Raw genomic sequence first — 23,708 nt, 5'->3', positions numbered from 1 at the left:
TACGCGATTTGAAAATAAAAAAGGTGGGGTTTATTTTATGAAGTTAAGTTCAGTTGTAAAACTTAGTACAGTTGGATTATCATCAGCTTTACTTCTAGCTGCTTGTGGTAATTCATCTCAAGAATCAAAGAGTAAAACAATTCAATGGCAAGAAAGTGCTAACTTACCAACTTTAGATGTTTCTAAAGCCACTGATCATGTTAGTGCTGAAACTTTAAGTAACAGTAATGAGGGGCTTTTGATTTCTGCCAAAGACAGTAAAGTAGCACCTGGGGTTGCTGAAAGTTATAAAGTATCCAAAGATGGTAAAACATATACTTTTAATTTGAGACATTCAAAATGGAGTAATGGCAAACCAGTTACAGCTAAAGATTTTGTTTATGGATGGCAAAGATCAGTTGCACCTAAGACAGCATCTCAATATTCATACTTGTTTGATCATGTGAAAAATGCAACTGAAATTAGTAAAAATAAAGCTCCAGTTTCTTCACTAGGGGTCAAAGCTGATGGTGATTACAAGTTAGTAGTTACACTATCTAAACCACAATCATACTTTAAATACTTAGTTACAATGACACCATTCTTCCCACAAAGTGAAAGTGCAGTTAAGAAGTTTGGTTCAGCTTATGGAACTAACAGTTCTAACATGATTTATAATGGTCCATTTAAGGTAACCGGTTGGACTGGTACTAATGACAGTTGGACACTTACTCGTAACAAAGAATATTGGAATAATAAAGCTACTAAGATTGATGGTGTTAAGTTTAATGTTCAAAAAACACCAAGTACTGCTTTAAATGAATATCAAGCTGGTAAATTAGATGCTATTAAACTTGTAGGTGCTCAACAAGTTGGTCAATATAAGAATAGTAAAGAATTCTATAATGCAAAACAAGCTTCCACTTTCTACTTGGAATTAAACCAACAAAAAGATCCAGCATTTAGAAATGTGAATATCCGTAAAGCACTTTCCTTAGCAATTAACCGTCAACAATTCACTAAGAATACGTTAGGTGATGGTTCACTTCCAGCTGTCGGATATGTATCTCCAGGATTAGCATCAAGAAATGGTAAAGACTTTACCAAGGATGCTTATGTAAAATCTGGTGTAGATTACAACATGGCTGAAGCTAAGAAACTATGGGCTAAAGGACTTAAAGAAGTTGGCAAGAAAGGCTTAAATATTTCATTACTCGCTGATGATACTGCTGCTGGTAAAAATACTACTGAATATCTACAAACTCAATTTGAACAATTACCTGGCTTGAAAGTTACTAACCAAAACCTACCATTCAAGAGTCGTTTATCACGTTCACAAAACGGTCAATTCGATATAGTAGCAACTGGTTGGAATGGTGACTTTCCAGATCCAATTACATTCTTAACGCTATTTACTTCTGATAATTCATACAATAATGGTAAATGGAAGAATGCTGAATACGATAAGTTCGTTAATAATGCAGAAGGTCAAGATGCTAATAACACTGACAAGCGTTGGAATGACATGGTTCAAGCTGAAAAAACTTTGATGAATGATCAAGGTATTATCCCAATCTACCATCAAGCTCAACCATACGCTATCAACACACGTGTTCAAGGAGTTCAATTCTACCCAACTGGTTCAGGACTAGACTTCCGTAATGCTAGTGTTAAATAATTAAAAAGTATTAATATAACACTTTTTAATTTAATCTTGATATCATAGAAACAATAACAAAAAGTAAGTAATTTTCATTACTTACTTATACATATTAAACAATTAAGTTTGGTATTAATAAAATACAGAATGTGAGGAATATCATGGTAAAGTATCTAGCTAAAAGAATATTTTATTTGGTATTAACGTTATTTATCGTTACTACCATTACCTTCTTTTTAATGAAACTTATGCCAGGGACACCCCTGACTAACCAAGCTAAGTTGTCTCCTACTGAGCAACAATTAATTTTGCAACAATATGGTTTAGATAAACCAGTTTGGCAACAGTACTTGAGTTACTTAGCTAACGCTGTACATGGTAACTTTGGAACTTCTTTCCAATTTAGTGACCAACCAGTTTCATATCTAATTAGTAGTCGAATTGGACCTTCATTGTTATTAGGTTTCCAAGCAATGGTAATAGGTGTACTTCTAGGAATTGTATTAGGTGCATTTGGTGCCATTAGAAAAAATACATGGGTTGATACTACTACTACAATTATTTCAATTTTAGGTATTTCAATTCCTTCATTTGTTTTAGCAATCTTACTTCAATATTTCTTTGGATTGAAATTACGTGCTTTCCCAATCGCTGGTTGGAGCGGATTTATGTACACTATTTTACCAACGATTGCGTTAGCGGCGATGCCGTTAGCTGAATCAGCTCGATTTGTTAGAACTGAAATGGTAGACGTGTTGAATTCAGACTATATCGAATTAGCTAGAGCTAAGGGATTAGGTAAATTAGGTATTATTTATCATCATGCTTTGAGGAATAGTTTAATACCATTAATCACAATTATTGGACCTTTAGCGGTTAATATTATGACTGGTTCACTAGTTGTTGAAAATATTTTTGCTATTCCAGGAATTGGGGAACAATTTGTTAACTCAATTACCACTAATGACTATCCAACAATCATGGGACTAACCATTGTATATTGTTTCATGCTATGTGTAGTGCTATTAATAACGGATATTGTTTATGGATTAGTAGATCCAAGAATCAGAATTACAGGAAAGAGGGATTAATCAATGGCAGATAATGCAAACAAGTTACCTAAAGATGCTTTTGAACCGTTATCAGATGGTTCACATTTAGATAATGAAAGAATTGCTGCTCCGTCTTTAACCTTCTTAAAAGATTCTTGGCGTCGTCTTAAGAAAAATAAAGCAGCAATGATTTCAATGTATATTTTAATATTCTTCATCGTGTTGGCTTTTGGGTCACAATTGATTCCTTCAGTTAGAAACATTGCTACCCATCCAAACTTGAATAACTTACCTCCACGAATTCCTGGAATTGATATTCCCGGTTTTAATGGAACCTTAGTTCAAGGTGGACAAAGAGTGAATGCTTATACTGGTGATGCCGCTAATGTTCATTACTGGTTGGGTAGTGATTACTTAGGTCGTGATTTATTAGCCAGAACACTATCTGGTACAAGACTTTCTTTAATTATTGCAATGGTAGCGACTTTCTTTGATTTAACCATTGGGGTTACTTATGGTATCGTTTCTGGTTGGAAAGGCGGCCGTGTTGATACCTTTATGCAAAGAATTATTGAAATCATGCTTTCAGTACCAAACTTGGTAGTTATGATTTTGCTATTATTACTTTTCAAACCAGGAATTGGTTCAATCGTATTAGTATTAGCTTTTACAGGTTGGATTAATATGGCGCGTTTAGTTAGAGCGCAAACCTTGGAACTTAAGAATCAAGAATTTGTTTTAGCCGCTAGATCACTAGGTCAAAAACCTTGGAAAATTGCTTTTAAGCATTTATTACCAAACCTTTCTAGTGTAATTATTGTTAATACAATGCTTACAATTCCTAATGCTATTTTCTTCGAAGCCTTCCTATCATTTATCGGAATTGGAGTTCCAGCTCCAGCTGCTTCATTAGGTACATTAATTAGTGATGGTCAAAAATCATTCCAATACTTACCATACCAAATGTGGATTCCAGCAATTGTTCTTTCATTATTAATGATTGCTTTCAACATTCTTGGTGATGGTCTTCGTGATGCCTTTGACCCTAGAACAAGAGAGTAGGTGAGAAACTTTGGAAAATAAAGATGACATTTTAGAGGTACGAAATTTAAAAATTAATTTCAATACTTATGCAGGTAAGATTAAAGCGATTCGAGATGTTAGCTTTGATTTGAAAAAAGGTGAAACACTTGCTATCGTTGGTGAATCTGGGTCAGGTAAAACCGTTACAACGCGAAGTATTATGGGGCTAAATGCTTCTAATACTGAAATTGCTGGCGGTAGTATTAAATTTAAAGACGAAGAAATTTTGGGTAAGACTGAAAAAGAATTAAGTAAGTTTCGTGGACAACACATTGCTGAAATTTTTCAAGATCCAATGACTTCTCTAGATCCAACCATGAAAATTGGTCGTCAAATTGCAGAACCCTTAATGATTCACCAAAATATGAGTAAGGATAAAGCATTAGATAAAGCACTTGAGATGATGAAACTCGTAGGCATTACTAATGCAAAAGAACGATTAAATGATTATCCTTATCAATTTTCTGGTGGGATGCGTCAAAGAATCGTAATTGCGATTGCATTAATTACTTATCCCGAAATTATTATTGCTGATGAACCAACTACTGCTTTGGATGTTACTATTCAAGCTAAAATTTTGAAGTTAATGAAAGAATTACAGGATAAAATTAATACATCCATTATCTTCATTACGCATGATTTAGGGGTAGTTGCGGGAATGGCTGATCGAGTTGCAGTTATGTATGCTGGTAAAATTGTAGAATATGGAACTGTTGACGAAATCTTTTATAATCCTAAGCATCCATACACTTGGGGATTATTAAGTTCAATGCCAACTCTTGATACCAAATCAGAGGTACTTCCTTCAATTCCAGGAACTCCTCCTGACTTGTTGGAACCACCAGTTGGAGATGCTTTTGCAGCTAGAAATAAATATGCTCTAAAAATTGATACCATTAAACAGCCACCATTCTTTAAAGTTTCTGATACGCATTATGCAGCTACATGGTTATTGGATGACCGAGCTCCTAAGGTCACTCCACCAGATGAAATTGTAAAACGTCAAAAACATTTTAAAGCGATTAATACGAAATAAGAAATAATAGGTGGTAAAAAATTATGGAAGATAAAAATGCTCCTAAGATTTTACAAGTCGAACATTTAAAACAGTTCTTTAATGTGGGGAAACCCGATGAAGTTAGGGCTGTCAATGATATTACCTTTGATATTTACAAAGGTGAAACTTTTGGTCTAGTAGGTGAATCTGGTTCAGGTAAAACTACTACTGGTAGAGCTATTTGTCATTTATATACTCCCACTTCAGGTAAAATTATTTTCGAAGGTGGAGATGTATCTAAGTTAAATAGCAAGGACAAGAAAGTTAAATTTAGAAGAGATATGCAAATGATCTTTCAAGATCCATATGCATCATTAAATCCACGAATGAAAGTTAAAGACATTGTAGCTGAAGGAATTGATATAAACCATTTAGCTAAAGACGATGATGATCGTAATCGTCAAGTCGAGGATTTATTGGAAACAGTTGGTTTGAATAAAGAACATGCTAACCGTTATCCACATGAATTTTCGGGTGGTCAACGTCAAAGAATTGGAATTGCACGTGCGTTAGCTGTTAAGCCTAAATTCATTATTGCTGATGAACCTATTTCAGCGCTAGATGTGTCAATCCAAGCACAAGTAGTTAACTTATTAAAAAAATTACAACGTGAACGTGGGTTAACATATTTATTCATTGCTCATGATTTATCAATGGTTAAATATATTAGTGATCGAATTGGTGTAATGCACTATGGTAAGATGTTAGAAATTGCTGATGCTGATGAATTGTATAATCATCCATTACATGACTATACAAGAAGTTTGTTATCAGCTGTTCCAGTGCCAGACCCAGAGTATGAACGTAAGCGTGAAATTGTTGATTATGACGCTTCTAAAGAAGATGATGGTCAAGAACGTAGCTTAGTTGAAATTGCACCTAGACACTATGTTAGAGCTACTAAAGAAGAAGTAGCGATGTATAAAGAACGATTAAATAATGGTAAATAAAAAAGAAGAGATGAGAATCTCTTCTTTTTTTAATCTACTTTATTGAAAAATTCGACTTTAATATCATTATCACCATTAGCAACTAATTTAGTAACGCCACCGTTTTTAGGGGAATCAGCTACATTAATACTTTTATCGAATTGACTTACTAACCAGCGAATTAAGGTACCGTGAGCAACAATTAGTACGTTGTCATTGTCGTTAGCTTTACTAATTACATCTTTTAAGCCCGGCATAAAACGATCATAAATATCTTGATTAGTTTCAGCATCACCATATGGATCTGCTGCAGCAATCATATCTACAACCTTTTCCATTGAAAATTTATCAATCATTTCATTGAAAGTGTTAGCACCTTTAGGTGATCCAATCATGTGCCAAACAGATTGATCATCACTACCTTCAAAATAACCAAAGTTTTCTTCACGAAAAGCAGTGCTTACAGTTGGAGTTTTAATTGCAGATGAGTTTTCTTTTAAAATATATTTAGCAGTATCGATTGCACGTTGCATGTCACTAGAATAAGCTGCATTAAATTCAATCTGACTTAAACGTTTACCAGCAGCAATTCCATCATTAATTCCTTTTTCAGTAAGTGGGGCATTGCTTAACCCTTGAATGCGATGATACTTATTTAAAAAAGTTTGTCCGTGTCTAACAAAGTATAAGTTGATAGCCATATTTTTCCTCCTAAATAAAATCATATCTGGTCTAATTTTAGCATATAATGGAAAATGTTAAATTTATTAGGTATAAATAGTTAAAGAATGTTTAAATTTTTGTTATAAGCAAATATGTATGCTAAAATAGTTGATTAAAATTCCAATAATTAGGAGAAATAAATATGGCTGATTCAATTAAACAATATGAACAGGCACATCTTGATGAAGTCGTTCAAAAGATTAAAACTGCTGAAAAAGCAGCTGCAAAAAAGATTAGTAAAACTGAAAAAGATAAAGCAGATATTAATAAAAACTTCTATAATGATGTTCGTTTGAATACCAGTACTTATAGTGGAATGATGGAAACTTCAGTTTCTATTAGACAACAGCAACAAATGTTGGAAGAACGTGAAAATAGTTGGCAACATGCTACCGATGAATATGCCAAACTAAAGAAGATGGAAGATACGCCATATTTTGCACGTTTGGACTTTGAAGAAACCGGTGAAAATAAGGCTGAAACCATTTATATTGGATTAGGATCATTTACTGATAGTCCAGATCATTACTTAGTTTATGACTGGCGAGCTCCAATATCTAGTATTTATTATGACAGTAAAATTGGACATGTAACCTATGAAACTCCTATGGGAACCCAATCAGTCAATGTAACTTTAAAACGTCAATTTCAAATTAAAAACAGCGAAATAAAAACTATTTTTGATACTGACCAAGTGGTTGGTGATCAAATGTTACTGGATAATTTGAACGGTAAATCCAGTACTAAGATGAAGAGTATTGTAACTACGATTCAAAAAGAACAAAATCAAATTATTCGTGATACTAATTCAGATTTGTTGTTTGTTCAAGGAGCGGCTGGTTCAGGTAAGACGGCGGCTGTATTACAAAGAATTGCATTCTTGTTATATCGTTATCGTGGCAAATTAACTTCTAGTCAAGTTATTTTATTTTCACCTAATCAACTTTTTAATGATTATATCAACCAAGTATTACCTGAACTAGGTGAACAAAACATGGTTCAGATGACCTACTATCAATATAGTAGTATTCGAGTTCCACATCTAAAGGTTGAAAACTTATCGCAACGTTTCTTAGAAGATAATTCTGAAGACATGAACTTGCGTAACATTAATACACTTAAAAACAGTTTGGACTTCTTTAGAGCTGAAACAGCTTACGCAAATCATCTAAATAAAGAGGATATGCGTTTTAAGAACATTATGTTCAATAAAGAAGTGTTCATTCCAAAAGAAAAAATTGCTGAAATTTACTATAGCTTTAATGAAAACTACAATTTAAGAAATCGTTTATCAGCGACTAAAGAACGTTTAATTAAGATGTTAAACCGTCGAGTTAAAGCTGAAATGAAAAAGAAATGGGTTGAAGATGCGGTTCAATCATTAAGTCGTGAACAGATTCAAGCCGTTCAATCTACCCACCCAGACGAATTCCAAAATGCTGATAAAGAGTTTGACTTTTTAGCTAAACATATTGTTATTGGAGCTTTCAAACGAGTTAGAAAACAAATTGTACATTCGCGCTTTTTAAGTATTAATAACCAATTTGTACACTTTTTAAAGAGTTTGCCACATATTTTAGACCTTGCCAAATACAATTTAACACTTGATGATTGGCAAGCTAACATTGATAAGACTGTTAGTGGCATTAAAAAAGGTTCCATTTCAATGGCTGATGTTTCAGCATACCTATACTTATTTGATAAAATTAGTGGTAAACGTGCTAAAACAGATATTAGATATTTATTTATCGATGAAGTTCAAGACTATACAGCTTTCCAAATGGCTTTTCTTAAGTTTACATTCCCACGAGCACGCTTTACCTTGTTAGGGGACTTAAATCAAGCCATCTTTACGCATGAAAATAGTCATCAGTTACTAAAAGAATTAGGAACGATGTTCGATGCAGATAAAACTAACGTAGTACAACTAACTAAGTCTTATCGTTCCACTGAACAAATCACTGACTTTACTAAGCATATTTTAGGTGATGGTGAAGCAATTGAATCATTTGCTCGTGAAGGCGAAAAACCACTAGTTGAGGTATATAATAACGACCATGAGGCAATCTTGAACCTTAAAGCTAAAATTGCTTCTGATAAGCAAAAACACGATACTACGACAATTATCTGTAAGACTTTAGCTGATTGTAAAAAGTTATATGAAGAATTACAGCAAAATGACGTAGAAGCACATTTAATTCAAACTGAAAATCAACGTTTACTAAAGGGAACTTTAATTATTCCTTCATACCTAGCTAAAGGTTTGGAATTTGATTCAGTTATTATGTGGGATGCTTCAGACAACGTTTATAGTGATGAAAGTGATCGTCAATTAGTATATACAATTTGTACACGTGCCATGCATGAATTAACAATTATGGCTAAAAATAAAGTAACTACAATTTTAGACCGCGTACCAAAAGATTTATATATAATGAAATAAAAATCAAAGAGTTTGTTCAAAGTGGATAAACTCTTTCTTTATTTAAAATAAATTAAAATGGGGATGTAAAGTTGACCGAACCAATTAATTATTATTCTTTTTCCCAAGATGAATGGAAAAATTTTTATCATACTAAATCAGTTCCAATCACTCAAGCGAGCTTACGACGAGTTAAGGCTTTTAACGATAAAATATCATTAGATGATGTTCACGATATTTATATTCCAATCGTGCATCTTTTAAAATTAAAAACTAGTCACTTCAATGAATGGCAAAAAACTAAAGCTGATTTTTTGTCGAAACCCACTCGTAAAGTACCTTATATTATTGGTATCTCTGGAAGTGTAGCCGTAGGTAAATCTACCACAGCTCGCCTACTTAAAGTTTTACTATCATATTTCTTTAGTGATAAAAAAATTCAATTAATTACAACGGATGGTTTTTTATATCCCAGCAAGAAATTACGTGAAATGAATATAATGGATCGAAAAGGATTTCCTGAGAGTTATGATATGGAGAAATTAATTAATTTCTTAAATGAAGTAAAATCAGGTAAAAATAACGTTAAAGCGCCCGTATATTCACATGATGTGTATGATATCATTCCTAATCGATATGATATTATTGATCAACCAGATGTATTGATTATTGAGGGAATTAATACTTTACAGCTACCTTCCAATCAACAAATCTATGTTAGTGATTTTACTGACTTTTCAATTTATATTGATGCTAAAGATGATTTAATTGAAAATTGGTATTTGGATCGCTTTAAAAAATTGATGGATACAGCTTTTCAAAGCCCATCTAATTACTATTATGAATTAGCCCATACCGATCGTGCTAAAGCAATTGAGATTGCTAAAAAAGTTTGGGAAACGGTTAATTTACCTAACCTATTAGAAAATATTAAGCCAACTAAGACGCGGGCAGATTTGATTTTGCATAAAACTGATAACCATGATATTGACCAGGTTTTACTTAGAAAATACTAAAAAAATTTGACCGTAGTATTGTGATAGTTTATGATAGTAACAATTATTAAAGAGGGGTGTATGGCGTGACAAACATTGATCTATCGTCTTTTGATAAAATTTTAGTGCTTGATTTTGGAAGCCAATATAATCAACTAATTACTCGTAGAATTAGAGATCTTGGAGTTTATTCAGAACTTAAGCCACATGATATGTCAATTGATGACATAAAACGTTTTAATCCAAAGGGAATCATTTTTTCTGGTGGTCCTAACAGTGTTTATGCAGATGATGCATTAACCGTTGACCCTGAAATTTTTGAATTAGGAATTCCAATTTTAGGAATTTGTTACGGAATGCAATTGATGGCTTATAAATTAGGTGGTCAAGTTGCGGGAGAAGAACACGGTCAATATGGACATGCTGATATTGAAGTTACAGCTGAAGATACTTTGTTCAAAGGTTTACCTAAAGAACAACCAGTATGGATGAGTCATGGTGATTTAGTATCTAAAGTTCCAGAAGACTTTGAAGTAGTAGCTAAAAGTAAAGACTGTCCAATTACAGCAATGCAAAATGTAGCTAAGAACTTCTACGCTATTCAATTCCATGCTGAAGTTAGAAATACTAAGTACGGAAATGATATTTTAAAGAACTTTGCTTTTAACGTTTGTCATGCCGAAGCTAATTGGTCAATGGAAGACTTTATTGACCTACAAGTTGAACACATTCGTGAAGTTGTAGGAGATAAAAAAGTTATTCTAGGACTATCTGGTGGAGTTGATTCAAGTGTTACCGGTGTTTTACTACACAAAGCAATTGGGAACCAACTAACTAGTATCTTTGTTGACCACGGTTTATTACGTAAAAATGAAGCTGACGAAGTTATGGACAGTTTAGCTGGTAAGTTTGGTCTTAACATCATTAAAGTTGATGCTAAGGATCGTTTCTTAGGTAAACTAAATGGTGTTACGGAACCAGAACAAAAACGCAAAATCATTGGTAATGAATTTATTGAAGTTTTCAATGATGAAGCCCGTAAGCTAAAAGATATTGACTTCTTAGCACAAGGAACTTTATACACTGATGTTATCGAAAGTGGGACTGATACTGCCCAAACTATCAAGTCTCACCATAATGTTGGGGGATTACCAGAAGATTTACGTTTCCAATTAATTGAACCACTACGTTCATTATTTAAGGATGAAACACGTGAATTAGGTGAAAAACTAGGCATTCCAGCTAACTTGGTATGGCGTCAACCATTCCCAGGTCCTGGTTTAGGAATCCGTGTAATTGGTGAAATTACTGAAGAAAAATTACAAATTGTCCGTGATAGTGATTACATTTTAAGAAAAGAAATTGCTAAAGCTGGTCTAGACCGTGAAATTTGGCAATACTTCACAGTCCTTCCAGGATTTAGAAGTGTGGGAGTAATGGGTGATGGTCGTACTTATGACTACACCATTGCAATCCGTGCCGTTAAATCAATTGATGGAATGACCGCTGACTTTGCACAAATTCCATGGGATGTATTATCAGACATTTCAACTAAGATTGTAAATGAAGTCGGCGGAATTAACCGAGTAGTGTACGATATTACAAGTAAGCCACCTTCGACAATTGAATGGGAATAATTATTTATATTCCTAAAAAAAACGTTATCCATTTTGGATAGCGTTTTTTATTTGTGTTTTAAATTTATAAAAACCAAAAAAGTAATATAGATTACTGTGAATATTGTTATAATTATATAAACTATTGTTATATTGGAGGATTAAAAATGGCTACTTTCAAAGAGCTTATTAATCAAATAGATTCTACTATGAATAATCAAAGAGATCGCGGGACCGCTTTTGAAGAAATGGTAGTTTCTTATTTAAAGAATGAACCATTATATAAGCAAAAATACAAAAATGTCTGGATGCTAAAAGATGTACCTGAGCAATATCATATTCCTAAAAAAGATACAGGTGTTGATATTGTTGCTGAAAGTTATGATGGCAAGCTAACAGCTGTGCAAGCTAAATATTATCGAGGAAAAATTGGAAAGGATACAATTAATTCTTTTGTAGCAGAAGCCGGAAAAGAATATTATTACGATGGTTTAATAGTTTCTACCACTGATGAATGGAACAAGAATGCTGAAAATGCATTGGAAAATAATTCCAAATCCTTTGCAAGAATTGGTTTGTCACAATTAAGTCATGCTAACATTAACTGGCAAATGTTTTCTTTTGGTGATTCAAATAAAGATTTATCTATTAAAAAGCCTAAAGAGTTAAGAAAATATCAAAAAGAAGCTATTGATAATTCTTTGAAATATTTTAAAAATAATAATCGTGGAAAATTAATTATGGCACCAGGAACTGGTAAGACATTCACTAGTTTAAAAATTGCTGAATCTTTAATGAATGAACAAAAAAGGAAAAATTTTTATGTTCTTTATTTGGTTCCAAGTATTCAATTACTCTCACAAACTTTATTTAATTGGAATGATGATAAATCTGATAGTTTACATATGACATCTTTTTCTGTAGTTTCTGATCGAAAGGCTAATAAAAAGTCATATGGAAAGGATGACCTAGGAGCAAAGGACATTGGTTTTCCAGCAACTACTAATGTTGATGAGCTTATAAATAACTTTAATAATATTAAGAATCTTAATTTAAATAACAATATGACAGTTGTATTTTCAACTTATCAGTCTATTGACGTTATTAAAGAAGCCCAGAAAAATGGTTATCCAGAATTTGATTTAATTATTGCTGATGAGGCTCATAGAACTACTGGTGCTACAAAACTAAATGAAGATAGTGTTTTTACTGAAGTTCATTCTGATACTAATGTCAAAGGTAAGTTACGTCTCTATCAAACAGCAACTCCTAAGTTGTATGATGCTAATGCTAAGAAAAAAGCTAAAGAAAATAGTATATTAGTATCTTCGATGGACGACGAAGATAAGTATGGTAAAGAAATATTTAGGCTAGGCTTTGGAGATGCTGTTGCCCAAGGATATTTAACTGATTATAAAGTTACAGTTTTAGCGGTCAATGAATCTTATATAAATAAAGATATGCAAAAACTTATGGCAGCGGATAATCAATTAAAAGTGGATGATATTGGTAAAATAATTGGTGTATGGAACGCTATGGTTAAACGTGATGGAATTACTGGTGAAATTAAAGGTGCTCCAATGAAAAGAGCAATCGCTTTTACTGATACAATCAAGCATTCTAAAATTATTTCCAATGAATTTGAAACGGTAGTTAATGAGTACTTAGACGCCAAAGCAACAGGTAGTTTTCAAGTTGATGTTCATCATGTTGATGGTGGCCTTAATGCACTTCAAAAGAAAGATGAAATTGATTGGTTAGGCGATAATAATATTCAAGAAAATCATTCTAGAGTTTTATCTAACGTTAGATTCTTAACAGAGGGGATTGACGTTCCTAACCTTGATGGAATAATCTTCTTTAGCCCAAAAAAATCACAAGTTGATATTGTGCAAGCTGTTGGACGCATTATGCGTCGAGCTGAAAATAAAGAGTATGGTTACATCATTTTACCAATTGTTGTGTCCGATGGAGTTGATCCACACGCAGCTTTGGACAATGATTCAAAGTACAAAGAAATTTGGCAAGTGTTAAATGCATTGAGATCTATAGATGAAAGATTTGATGCTGAAGTTAATAAACTAGACTTGAATAAAAATAAATCAAAAAAAATTGATTTAATTGGTGTCAATTCTTCTCCTGATAATAAAGTGGATGAAAGTACTTCTAAAAATGAAGAACAAAATACAAAACAAATGGAATTACCATTGAATTTTCAAGAAATGCGTAACGCTTTCTATGGAAAAGTAGTTCAACATGTTGGTGATCGTCGATACCTAGAAGACTGGTCCAAAGATGTTTCTGATATTGCTAAAAGACACATTAGAAAAATCAATGATTTAATTGATAGTAATGATGGTGCTAAGATGGCATTTGAAAATTTTCATACCAGTTTGAAACATAATATTAACGATTCTATCTCAAGAGAACAGACTGTTGAAATGCTAGCTCAACATCTTATTACTGAACCTGTTTTTGATGCTTTATTTGGTGAATATAGCTTTGTTAAAAATAATGTTGTATCAAAATCTATGAATGATGTTATTTCTGCTTTTAAGGTTTTTGGTTTTTCTAAAGAACAGGAAGATTTAAAACCGTTTTATGATTCTATTAAATTAAGAGCTTCTGGTATTGATAACGCAGAAGGTAAGCAAAAATTAATTTTATCATTATACGATAATTTCTTTAAAAAAGGTTTTAAAGAAACTACAGAACAACTAGGAATTGTATTTACTCCAACTGAAGTGGTTGATTTCATTATTCATTCTGTCGACGATGCTATGCATAAATATTTTGGTAAAGGTTTAGCTGATAAAGGTGTTCATATTTTAGACCCATTTACTGGAACGGGTACCTTTATAACCAGAACTTTGCAATACCTTAAACAAGAAATGGATGCTGAAAAAATTACTTTTGATGATATTTTATATAAATATATGCATGAATTACATGCTAATGAAATTGTTTTATTAAGTTATTATATTGCAGCTATTAATATTGAATCAGTATTTGATGAAGTAAACGGTCCTGATAGAGGATACAAACCATTCAATGGAATTGTTTTAACTGATACATTTGAAAGTACCGAACGTAAAGATTCTTTTATGGATGAACTACTTGGTCAAAATAATGAACGTTTAAAGAAACAACAGGAAAACCCTATAACTGTTATTATGAGTAATCCACCTTATTTTGCTAAACAATCAAATGAAGACGATAATCAAACAAAAAGTAAATATGAATTACTTGATAATTCTATAGAAAAGTCTTATTCAAAACTATCTTCAGCACAAAATAAAAATGGATTAACCGATTCTTATATTAGAGCTCTTAGATGGGCATCTAATAGAATTAGTAATAATGGGGTTATTGGCTTTATTACCAATAATTCTTTTATAAACAGTTCTTCCGCAGATGGAATTAGGAAATCACTTATAAATGAATTTTCTGATATTTATATAATTAATTTAAAAGGAAAAAGTAGAGGTCTTACTAGTTTACAGGCAAAAAAAGAGGGTAAAAATATATTTAATATACGTGTTGGAGTTGCGATTACAATTTTAGTCAAGAAACAAAGTAATGATTATTCTGGAAAATTACATTATTTAGATATAGATAATTATTTGAATAAATCGGAAAAGTTAAAAAAAATACAAAAATGGCATAGTATTTTTAAAATTGATAATAAATTAAAAAAAATCATTCCCAACCACAAAGGTGACTGGATTAATCAGAGAAATACTAATTTTGATCAGTTTGTTAAAATTGGTTCTAAAAAAGAAAATAATACTCTATTCAATGATTATACTGGAGGTATAACTACGGGTAGAGATAATTGGTCTTGGGGATTTAGTAAGAAATCAGTTGAAAATAAAATAACTGAAAGTATAAATTACTATAATGATAATTTAGGTAATATAGAAGTTTATAATAAAAAAACTTCTAAAATTTCTTGGAATAAATCTTTAAAAAAACTTTTTGAATCAAAAAAACATATTAATTATGATTCTTCCAGAATTTATTTAGGCATGTATCGCCCATTTACTAAAAAATATGCTTATTATGAAGCAGACATGATTGATAGGCAGTATCAAATGTCTAAAGTTTTGCCTAAAAGCAATTCTAAAAATTTAATGTTATCAATGCCTAATAAAGCACATAATTTCAAGTTTACAACGTTAATAATAAATGTTCTTCCAGATAGAAATATCTTTTCTGGTGGATCTCAAAATTTTCCAAAGAAAATGTACGATAATATTGGAAGCTATTCTTCTATTAATTTTTCAATATTGAAAAATAAATATAGAATTTCTGAAGATGAAATTATTTATTACGTATATGGGCTTTTACACTCTAAAGATTATATAAATATGTATGATAAAGATCTTTCTAAGTCTTTACCTCGAATACCATTAGTTAAAAATAAAGAAAAATACATTGAAATTGGTAAAAAATTATCTTATTTGCATCTTAATTATGAAAATATCCCAACATATAAAAAATTATATATCAAAAATAATGATAAAAATTATATAGTCAATAAAATGAAATTTGATAAAGTTAAAGACAAAAATGGTAAATTAGTTAGAGACAAAAAGGGGAATTCCATTAAAGATAAATCTACAATCATTTTTAATGATGATATTACTATTAGTAACATTCCATCTAAAGCTTATGAATATGTTGTTAACGGTAAATCTGCTATTGAATGGATTATGGATCAATATCAATTTAAAACTGATAAAAAATCAGGTATAACTGATGATCCTAATGAATATAGTGATGATCCTAAATACATTTTTAATTTATTATTGAGAATTATTAATGTTTCTGTACAAACAGTTGATTTAGTTAATCAATTACCTAAATTTGAAGTTGATGAATAAATTAAATATATAATTAAATGTAAAATGCTCCTAAAACTTATTTAATAAACATATAAGTTTTAGGAGTATTTTTTAACTTTGTTAATAATTCATTGCATATCATGACATTAATCTAAAATAATACTTTTAATTTTTGTTTTATATTTATTAATATATGTAATATAATATTTATACTACTATAAAAAATAATGATAAAAGGTGTAGATATGTTTTATAAAAAAATAATTGTACTTACAGTTGCTACTTTAGGGATTTTTTGTGGTTTAAATGTTTATGCGGATGAAACACCAAGTGGAGACAATAACATTGTTAATCCGAATAATACCTCATCTGATGTTTCTAATGATACTAATAATCAAACTAACAGTTCTAATGATAATCAAAATAATGGTTCTGGTAGTCAAGGAAATAGCTCCAGCAGTGATCAAAATAATAATTCTAATAATCAAGGAAAAAGTCCTTCTGATAATAATGAACCAAATAATGGAAATCAAAATCCTAATGGGAATAATAATTCAACTCCCAATAATAATAAAGAACACTCAAATGGAGACAACAATAATAAAGAAATAGTTTTTGATAACCAAAAAACATTAAATTATAAAACTAGATTTAAGCGTAAATGGCACAAAAAGTATGTTAAGGGATATAAAGATAATTCTCAAAACAAATATGAGATTAATAGTAATGAAAATATTTACATAAATCGTCAAGGTCAGCTTAAATCAAAAACTTATTATCAAATTTCTTCTGGGGAGTGGATTAATGCTGATTATTTTGACCATAATGTTAGGTATATAAATAAAGTGCCTCTAATTGCTCAACGTCCACAACTTCCAACTGGATGTGAGATTACAGCCCTAACGATGATGTTAAAATATGCAGGTGTTCACAAAAATAAAATGCAATTAGCAAAAGAAATGCCTCGTTCATCTAATCCTAATAAGGGTTTTGTTGGAAGCCCATATTCTAAAAGTGGATGGTATATTTACCCTAAAGGTTTAACCAAAATTGTTAAAAAATATTTAGGGTCAGTTAAAAATATGACGGGATGTTCTATTTATAAGATTAAAAAGCAAATTAATATTAATCATCCGGTTGTTGTTTGGTTAGCACATATTGATGGATTTCCTAATCATGCATTAACTGTTTATGGATATGATGAAAACTATCTATACATGAATGACCCTTGGAAATATAAGCGTATCAAACTAACGTATAATAATTTTAAACAACTTCACAAAGCTGATGCAAAACGAGCTTTAAGTTACTAAATTTGGAAGGAAGTTAAGTATATGAAAATAAGAAAAATTTCAATTTTTTGTTTATCTTTTTTGGCTGTTTTAGTTTTAGGTATAAAAGTTAATGCTCAAAATTATCAAAACCCTAAAAAGTATTATCAAATTCAAAGTTCACAAATCAAACCATATGGAAAGGTTGGTTATAACTTAAATATTGGTTACGAGGGAATTAAGACATATAAAGTAATGCGCAGGTTAGGTACTTATGGTGGTTATAATAAATATAACTATGCGACTAAGTATGCTGTAAAGAATTTTCAGCGTAAGCATCATTTAAAAGCCAACGGAATCGTAGATGAACAAACATGGGTAAAATTGGGTTTCTCTAAATCAGATTGGTCTAATATTGACAGTTACGTAGCTCCTTTAGGCGCTAAAGATAACCAAGGTCGCAAAGCTCATATTGAAGCTGCTATTAAGCAAGCATACAAGTATTTGGGTAATCCATACATTTATGGAGCTTCTTCTAGTCCTAAATATGGAACAGACTGTTCTGGTTTGGTAATGCAGGCTTTATACGCTGGCGGAATTGATCCTAAACCAATTAGTTCAATTCATCATGCTTATCCTGGAAATGAATGGAATTCTCGTAACTTATTCGCTAGTCATAAGTTTAAACATGTTGCTTATAAAAATCGTAAACGTGGAGATTTAATTTTTTACTATCAACCAGGAACACATACCATTTGGCATGTTGCACTATACTTAGGCCGCAACCGAGTAATTGAAAGTTGGCCTCCTCGTATTATGGTGGCAGCTATTAGAAATGGTCAAAGATCAGATGTTGCTGGTGTAGCTCGTCCATGGAATTAAGGTAAGTTAGATTTGCTTAATGATATTTACAAGCTTTTGGTAGTTTTATGAAATATAGATATAAAATATTGATTCAAGTTGCTATGTTATTTTATCCTTTTTTCTTAATTATTAATGGTGCCATCGGCGTTGCAGAAAATGTTTCCTTACATCCAGATGATTTAATTTTTTTTGGAGTATTGATAATTGGAATAATTAGTATGTGCAACATAATAGCATTTTTAATTAGAATGTTTTTATTAGGTTGGCATAGTATAGATGTGTACTATAAAATATTTTTCTTTATTCATATAATTCTATTTATACCTAGTTTGATATCGTGGTTATTGTTTTTAGAAATCATTAATCTATAAATATTTTAATATAAACTTTTTGGTTAGACATTAGGTAATTAATTTCCTGTTTTACAGGTTTTTGATTACCTAATTTTACGTTATACTCATAAAAGTGTGTAATACAATGTTTATGTAATTATGTAAGAATTAAGGAGTTATATGAAATATAGATATAAAGTATTAATTCAAATTGCTGTTTTATTTTTACCATTTTGGTTAATGATTGAGGGAATTATAGGATTAATAAATAAAGAACTTTTTCATCCAGATGCGTTTGTGTTACTGGGACTTTTAACAACTGGAATAATTAGCACAATTAATATATTAAATTTTATTAATAGATTAAGAAATTCAGGCTGGCATGATTTGAATATATATTATAAAATCTTTTTCTTTTTTCATTTAATCTTATTTATCCCCAGTTTTATAGCATGGCTATCCTTCTTTGACATTGTTAATCTATACAGCTTTTTTTGATATACGATATTTAACTAATATTTAGGTAATTGATTACCCAATTGTACTTTCTTGTGGTTACATGTAATAAAACATTCATGTTAATTTGTAATTTTTAAGGAGTTATATGAAATAATATAGATACAAAGTATTAATTCAAGTTGCTATTTTATTTTTACCGTTTCTGTTAATTATTGATGGAATTATAGGATTATCAAATGGAGATCCTTTTCATCCAGATGTACTCGTTATATTTGGCTTTTTAATAACTGGGATAATCAGTGTATTTAATATATTAGATTTTATTACTAGACTAAAAACTTCAGACTGGCGTAATTTAGATATATATTACAAAATATTTTTTTGCTTTCATCTAATCTTATTTATACCTAGCTTTATGGTATGGTTATACATCTTTGGTATTGTGAATATATACAAGTTTTTTTGGTAATTATTTAATCAAGTTTTTATAAAAGTTAATACTAAAAAGTACTGCATAACTGTCTTAGCAATTATGCAGTACTTTTTTATTTATATAATTCTACTTTGCGTTCAAATAATGGCTGTATTTTACGATTGTTGTGTTTAAAATTATTATGAAACCACTGCAATTGACTTTCACTTACGGTGATTGCAGCATTGGTGATTACTAACCATTCAACACCTTCAGTTAGTGGGGGAGTAGTTAATGAACCTAGATAATGAAAGCCTTTGGCCAAAGATGGAATCCATTGATTAGTTGAGATATTAACTGGTTGTTCAACGTTATTATTGAAATGATTGATGATGGATTGAATGTCTGGATTACTATTACCTTTATTAACCATTATAGCGACCACAACGGTTTGACCAATTTCATTAGTGTGCACTAAGTGAATTTCTAAAGGATGCGTTTTACCATCAATAGTGTGTTCTGATGGTAAATGAAAATGCAATTGTTGAAAGGTAAACTTACGATTAAAAATTGTAGCATTACCATGTCCTAGTAATCTAATTGTGTTTCCATCATTAATTTCCTCGGTTAGTTGGTAGTACATATCACTACTAATCGCCAAATTATCATCATAATTAATACTATCAGTTGAGCTTAAATCTATTGGCGATTGATAGTGACCGAGTTTGTTAGGCCAACCATTTTGATTATCATAATTAAACATTATAACAACTCTTTTCCATTCAATTTGAAATGTTTTTAATTCTATATGTTAATATATCATAAGATTGGTAAATTATTAGAAATGAGGAATCAAGATGCAGTTTACCTTTTTAAATGACAAAGATGAAACCTATGGACTTAAAAAATTTTTAAATAATCATGGTATTAGTCATCGTATGTATAATGAACTAAAAAACTCCGGTGAAATTTTAATTAATCAACGTCCGCTGACTTCAGATGGTAAAATTCATCCCAAAGATGTGGTGAAGGTTACTTTTCCAGATGAAGGAAGCGATGATAATGTGCCAATTAGTAATAATCCACTTGAAGTGGTCTATGAAGATAGTAATTGGCTAGTCGTTAATAAGCCGGCTGGGTTAACCAGTGTACCAGGCCCTAGCAATCGTGATGATACTTTGGTTAATCGAGTTAAAGGATACTTAAAAAAACATGGTAGTAATGATTTAAAACCGCACATCATTACCCGCTTAGACCGTTTTACCAGTGGCTTAGTATTAATTGCCAAACATCGATTAGCTAATAGTTTAGCTAATCAACAATTAGCTAATCATCAAATTCAAAAGCAATACCTAGCCGTTATTTCTGGTAATTTGGATAACAATCATGGCATTATCGATGAACCAATTGGTCAAGTTAACAATGAATTTAGACGACAAGTAATTCCGGATGGGAAACCATCAGTGACTGAATATTGGGTTCAAAAAAACTTAAATCATAAAGCATTAGTAAAAGTTGAATTGCATACTGGCAGAACTCATCAAATTAGAGTTCACTTTACTTATTTAAAGCATCCCTTGTTAGGTGATCAATTATATAATGGACCTTTAGATAAAGGGATTGAACGTCAGGCTTTACATGCTTATTATTTAAAATTTTATGATGCTTTTTCTAATCAATATTTAGCATTTAAAGCTGCGCTACCTATCGATATGCAACAAATTGTGGAATAAATATAAGGAGTGTTGAAGATGGACAGAAATAAATCAGTTAAATGTTTAGTTGATGGTGATGTTTTCATGGAAGATGAGGGGTTATTCTTATCCGATTTGCATCCTGCAATCGTTAATTTGATAAAACATGATTATCCTAAAGCCAAGATTAATAGTTTTATTTGTAGTCATCATCTTTTAAAATATCGAATGGCTAGGGTAGATGCCATGATTAATTCGGATTTAAAGCAAAGTCAAAAAATTAATCGAAAACTAACTAAAGCACTACAAAATGATGATTATGAAATTACCGATGTGAACGTAGCGTTATCTAAAACTTTAACTTTTGGTCAACGTGTTTCCGATGCGGTAGCTCGTTTTGGCGGTAGTTGGAGCTTTATCTTTATTTTCGTAGGTGTGCTGTTGGGATGGATGTTGATTAATGGTTTATCATTGTTCGGTTTGCACTTTGACCCATATCCATTTATACTTTTAAACTTAGCGTTAAGTTGTATTGCAGCAATTCAAGCTCCTATTATTATGATGAGTCAAAATAGATCCGCTGATCGTGACCGCTTAGATGCTGAAAATGATTTTCACGTTAACCTTAAATCAGAACATGAACTAAGAATTTTACATGCTAAATTAGACCATTTGACTCAAAATCAATTACCACATGATTTGGAAATTGAAAAACTGCAGTTGCAAATTTTAGGTGAAGTGAGAACTGAATTGACTAACCTAAGAACTGAAAATGCCAAATTACGTTTAGAATTAAAAAATAAAGAACAGGAGATGTAATATTTATGGATGACAATATAAAATTGGGTAACGCCAGTTTTGATAACATGATGTTTGTATTGAAAAATGAAATTACGCAAAAAAACCACAAGGACTACAAATTCATGAATAATGAAATGCAAGAAATTGCCGATGATATTTGGGCAATGCCAGCCTACATGAAGGAAGACGATGACTACAGTTCATTTTTTATGTTCACTAAAATTGAATCTGGTGATACGGTAGTTGCATTTTCTGAAGGACAATTAGATGATGGTAATTTTGCATTAAGTAACCCAATGACTTCTGGTAAAGGGTTGAATCGTTTATTTAAACATGATGAAAAACGTGCACATTCGGTTTTACATTTCTTAAATATGATTTCAAAAGCCAATGAAGGTGACTGGCGAATCGTTGAATAAAAAAGAATTTCTGTTTTTATGCAGAAATTCTTTTTTATTTTAATTTTATTATTCAAATATGAACATATATGTATATAATAGAAGTGTAGATAGGAGTGAGTTAAATGCATAATGATCAACTATCGGGACAACGATTTTTAATCGTTACCGTTTTGAATGTTTGTATTACAGTTGCTGAGCTATTAGGTGGACTAATTGCAGGAAGTTTATCTTTAGTATCAGATGGTTTACATAATTTAGGTGATTCAGCTTCGATTGTTGGAAGTTACTATGCGCATCGAGTTAGTCAGCGTCCACAAACGCAAAAGAACACCTTTGGTTTTAAGCGAGCACAAATTATATCAGCTTTTTTAAACTCGTTATTTTTAATTGTAATTTCCGTATTTCTAATTATTGAAGCAGTACAGAAATTCTTTAAGCCCGAGCACGTTGATGGTGGCTTAATGATTGTAGTAGCAATTCTTGCTACGGTAGCTAATTGTATTGCAACCTTATTATTGAGTAAGGGTTCTAAACATAACCTAAATATGCGTGCTACATATTTACATCTTTTAAGTGATGCGTTGGCATCAATTGGGGTAATTATTGCCGGAATTTTAATTAAGTTGTTCAATTGGAATATTGTAGATCCAGTTATAACTTTAGTAGTAGCCGTATATATCATGTGGGAAACTTATCCCATCATTAAGAAAACTGTTAACATCTTAATGCAAGCAGCCCCACAAGTCGACTGTTATGCTATTCAAAAAGACTTAATGCAAGTTAAAGGGGTAACTGGTGTGCACCATGTGCATGTGTGGTCAGTAGACGAAAATAGCATTATTTTTTCAGCGCACATTAATATGCGAGATATGATGATTAGTGATGCTGAAAAAATATATGATCCAATCAGTAAGTTACTTAAACAAAAATATCATGTAACGCACGTTACGCTTCAGGCTGAAGTTGAGCGTGGTAAAAAAGAAGATTTATATTTTGATACTGGTAAAGATATAAAATAAAAAAGAGATGATTTTAATGTACCGCCTTAAAAAAGTTAGACATAATATCTAATTTTTTAAGGCGGTTTTTTTATGTCAAAATATTCAACTAA

Annotated in this window: 19 protein-coding genes; 17 read left to right on the top strand and 2 right to left on the bottom strand. The window is 31.2% G+C overall.

Annotated features, from left to right (window positions below; translation table 11 throughout):
* Window positions 1-37: 37 nt before the first annotated feature.
* The 5 genes from K5Q11_RS02905 to K5Q11_RS02885 all read left to right on the top strand — a co-directional run bounded on the left by K5Q11_RS02905 (window position 38) and on the right by K5Q11_RS02885 (window position 5,781).
* On the top strand, window positions 38-1,657 hold the full coding sequence (locus K5Q11_RS02905) for a peptide ABC transporter substrate-binding protein (protein ID WP_220751176.1): 1,620 nt from the start codon (window positions 38-40) through the stop codon (window positions 1,655-1,657).
* 143 nt (window positions 1,658-1,800) lie between these two features.
* Window positions 1,801-2,730 (top strand): oligopeptide ABC transporter permease, encoded by a 930-nt coding sequence (gene opp3b, locus K5Q11_RS02900; RefSeq protein WP_220728910.1) that lies wholly within the window; start codon window positions 1,801-1,803, stop codon window positions 2,728-2,730.
* A 3-nt stretch (window positions 2,731-2,733) separates the two neighbouring features.
* Complete coding sequence (locus K5Q11_RS02895; RefSeq protein WP_220728911.1) at window positions 2,734-3,753, top strand: ABC transporter permease; 1,020 nt, start codon at window positions 2,734-2,736, stop codon at window positions 3,751-3,753.
* Between the two features lie 10 nt (window positions 3,754-3,763).
* On the top strand, window positions 3,764-4,810 hold the full coding sequence (locus K5Q11_RS02890) for an ABC transporter ATP-binding protein (RefSeq protein WP_220728912.1): 1,047 nt from the start codon (window positions 3,764-3,766) through the stop codon (window positions 4,808-4,810).
* Between the two features lie 23 nt (window positions 4,811-4,833).
* Window positions 4,834-5,781 carry an ABC transporter ATP-binding protein gene (locus K5Q11_RS02885; RefSeq protein WP_220751175.1) on the top strand — a complete coding sequence of 316 codons (948 nt, stop codon included), beginning with the start codon at window positions 4,834-4,836 and terminating at the stop codon, window positions 5,779-5,781.
* A gap of 29 nt (window positions 5,782-5,810) precedes the next feature.
* Here the strand turns inward: K5Q11_RS02885 and K5Q11_RS02880 are convergent, their stop codons facing one another.
* Complete coding sequence (locus K5Q11_RS02880) at window positions 5,811-6,461, bottom strand: histidine phosphatase family protein (protein ID WP_220728914.1); 651 nt, start codon at window positions 6,459-6,461, stop codon at window positions 5,811-5,813.
* Window positions 6,462-6,625: 164 nt separating this feature from the next.
* Between K5Q11_RS02880 and helD the strand changes: the two genes are divergently transcribed.
* From helD to K5Q11_RS02840, 8 genes are all read left to right on the top strand, one after another.
* On the top strand, window positions 6,626-8,926 hold the full coding sequence (helD, locus tag K5Q11_RS02875) for an RNA polymerase recycling motor HelD (protein WP_220751174.1): 2,301 nt from the start codon (window positions 6,626-6,628) through the stop codon (window positions 8,924-8,926).
* Window positions 8,927-8,997: 71 nt separating this feature from the next.
* Entirely contained in the window at window positions 8,998-9,921 is a 924-nt protein-coding gene (gene coaA, locus K5Q11_RS02870) for a type I pantothenate kinase (protein WP_220751173.1), read from the top strand.
* Window positions 9,922-9,986: 65 nt separating this feature from the next.
* A complete protein-coding gene (gene guaA / locus K5Q11_RS02865) occupies window positions 9,987-11,537 on the top strand; it encodes a glutamine-hydrolyzing GMP synthase (RefSeq protein ID WP_220751172.1) in 1,551 nt (516 codons plus the stop codon).
* A gap of 146 nt (window positions 11,538-11,683) precedes the next feature.
* Window positions 11,684-16,402 (top strand): type ISP restriction/modification enzyme, encoded by a 4,719-nt coding sequence (locus K5Q11_RS02860; RefSeq protein WP_220751171.1) that lies wholly within the window; start codon window positions 11,684-11,686, stop codon window positions 16,400-16,402.
* A 206-nt stretch (window positions 16,403-16,608) separates the two neighbouring features.
* Window positions 16,609-17,676 carry a C39 family peptidase gene (locus K5Q11_RS02855; RefSeq protein WP_220728919.1) on the top strand — a complete coding sequence of 356 codons (1,068 nt, stop codon included), beginning with the start codon at window positions 16,609-16,611 and terminating at the stop codon, window positions 17,674-17,676.
* Window positions 17,677-17,697: 21 nt separating this feature from the next.
* Window positions 17,698-18,516, top strand: a complete 819-nt coding sequence (locus K5Q11_RS02850; RefSeq protein WP_220728920.1) for a C40 family peptidase — start codon at window positions 17,698-17,700, stop codon at window positions 18,514-18,516.
* 47 nt (window positions 18,517-18,563) lie between these two features.
* The gene (locus K5Q11_RS02845) at window positions 18,564-18,869 is read left to right on the top strand and encodes a hypothetical protein (protein ID WP_220751170.1); all 306 of its coding nucleotides are present in this window, start codon (window positions 18,564-18,566) and stop codon (window positions 18,867-18,869) included.
* Window positions 18,870-19,010: 141 nt separating this feature from the next.
* Window positions 19,011-19,328 (top strand): hypothetical protein, encoded by a 318-nt coding sequence (locus K5Q11_RS02840; protein ID WP_220751169.1) that lies wholly within the window; start codon window positions 19,011-19,013, stop codon window positions 19,326-19,328.
* Between the two features lie 506 nt (window positions 19,329-19,834).
* On the opposite strand, the gene K5Q11_RS02835 is transcribed toward K5Q11_RS02840, so the two are convergent.
* Window positions 19,835-20,464 (bottom strand): carbonic anhydrase family protein, encoded by a 630-nt coding sequence (locus tag K5Q11_RS02835; RefSeq protein ID WP_220751168.1) that lies wholly within the window; start codon window positions 20,462-20,464, stop codon window positions 19,835-19,837.
* A 94-nt stretch (window positions 20,465-20,558) separates the two neighbouring features.
* Here K5Q11_RS02835 and K5Q11_RS02830 point away from each other — a divergent pair, with 94 nt between their 5' ends.
* The 4 genes from K5Q11_RS02830 (at window position 20,559) to K5Q11_RS02815 (ending at window position 23,616) form a co-directional block, all read left to right on the top strand.
* Window positions 20,559-21,434, top strand: coding sequence for an RluA family pseudouridine synthase (locus tag K5Q11_RS02830; RefSeq protein ID WP_220751167.1), 876 nt, complete (start codon window positions 20,559-20,561; stop codon window positions 21,432-21,434).
* An 18-nt stretch (window positions 21,435-21,452) separates the two neighbouring features.
* On the top strand, window positions 21,453-22,214 hold the full coding sequence (locus tag K5Q11_RS02825) for a DUF1003 domain-containing protein (protein WP_220728925.1): 762 nt from the start codon (window positions 21,453-21,455) through the stop codon (window positions 22,212-22,214).
* 5 nt (window positions 22,215-22,219) lie between these two features.
* Window positions 22,220-22,615, top strand: a complete 396-nt coding sequence (locus K5Q11_RS02820) for a hypothetical protein (RefSeq protein ID WP_220751166.1) — start codon at window positions 22,220-22,222, stop codon at window positions 22,613-22,615.
* A gap of 104 nt (window positions 22,616-22,719) precedes the next feature.
* The gene (locus K5Q11_RS02815; protein WP_220751165.1) at window positions 22,720-23,616 is read left to right on the top strand and encodes a cation diffusion facilitator family transporter; all 897 of its coding nucleotides are present in this window, start codon (window positions 22,720-22,722) and stop codon (window positions 23,614-23,616) included.
* The last annotated feature ends 92 nt before the right edge of the window (window positions 23,617-23,708 follow it).

Origin of the sequence: Apilactobacillus xinyiensis (assembly GCF_019656235.1) — a bacterium.
GTDB lineage: Bacteria > Bacillota > Bacilli > Lactobacillales > Lactobacillaceae > Apilactobacillus > Apilactobacillus xinyiensis.
Note: the sequence above shows the minus strand (reverse complement) of the source record. Positions and strands in the feature narration are given on the sequence as shown.

Excerpts from the sequence above, each read along its gene's own strand:
- K5Q11_RS02820 (WP_220751166.1), top strand. The coding sequence starts at position 22,220 with ATGGATGACAATATAAAATTGGGTAACGCCAGTTTTGATAACATGATG.
- K5Q11_RS02860 (WP_220751171.1), top strand. The coding sequence starts at position 11,684 with ATGGCTACTTTCAAAGAGCTTATTAATCAAATAGATTCTACTATGAAT.
- K5Q11_RS02845 (WP_220751170.1), top strand. The coding sequence starts at position 18,564 with ATGAAATATAGATATAAAATATTGATTCAAGTTGCTATGTTATTTTAT.
- K5Q11_RS02880 (WP_220728914.1), bottom strand. The coding sequence starts at position 6,461 with ATGGCTATCAACTTATACTTTGTTAGACACGGACAAACTTTTTTAAAT.
- opp3b (WP_220728910.1), top strand. The coding sequence starts at position 1,801 with ATGGTAAAGTATCTAGCTAAAAGAATATTTTATTTGGTATTAACGTTA.
- K5Q11_RS02835 (WP_220751168.1), bottom strand. The coding sequence starts at position 20,464 with ATGTTTAATTATGATAATCAAAATGGTTGGCCTAACAAACTCGGTCAC.
- K5Q11_RS02885 (WP_220751175.1), top strand. The coding sequence starts at position 4,834 with ATGGAAGATAAAAATGCTCCTAAGATTTTACAAGTCGAACATTTAAAA.
- K5Q11_RS02850 (WP_220728920.1), top strand. The coding sequence starts at position 17,698 with ATGAAAATAAGAAAAATTTCAATTTTTTGTTTATCTTTTTTGGCTGTT.
- K5Q11_RS02855 (WP_220728919.1), top strand. The coding sequence starts at position 16,609 with ATGTTTTATAAAAAAATAATTGTACTTACAGTTGCTACTTTAGGGATT.
- K5Q11_RS02825 (WP_220728925.1), top strand. The coding sequence starts at position 21,453 with ATGGACAGAAATAAATCAGTTAAATGTTTAGTTGATGGTGATGTTTTC.
- K5Q11_RS02815 (WP_220751165.1), top strand. The coding sequence starts at position 22,720 with ATGCATAATGATCAACTATCGGGACAACGATTTTTAATCGTTACCGTT.
- helD (WP_220751174.1), top strand. The coding sequence starts at position 6,626 with ATGGCTGATTCAATTAAACAATATGAACAGGCACATCTTGATGAAGTC.
- K5Q11_RS02895 (WP_220728911.1), top strand. The coding sequence starts at position 2,734 with ATGGCAGATAATGCAAACAAGTTACCTAAAGATGCTTTTGAACCGTTA.
- K5Q11_RS02840 (WP_220751169.1), top strand. The coding sequence starts at position 19,011 with ATGAAATATAGATATAAAGTATTAATTCAAATTGCTGTTTTATTTTTA.
- K5Q11_RS02830 (WP_220751167.1), top strand. The coding sequence starts at position 20,559 with ATGCAGTTTACCTTTTTAAATGACAAAGATGAAACCTATGGACTTAAA.
- K5Q11_RS02905 (WP_220751176.1), top strand. The coding sequence starts at position 38 with ATGAAGTTAAGTTCAGTTGTAAAACTTAGTACAGTTGGATTATCATCA.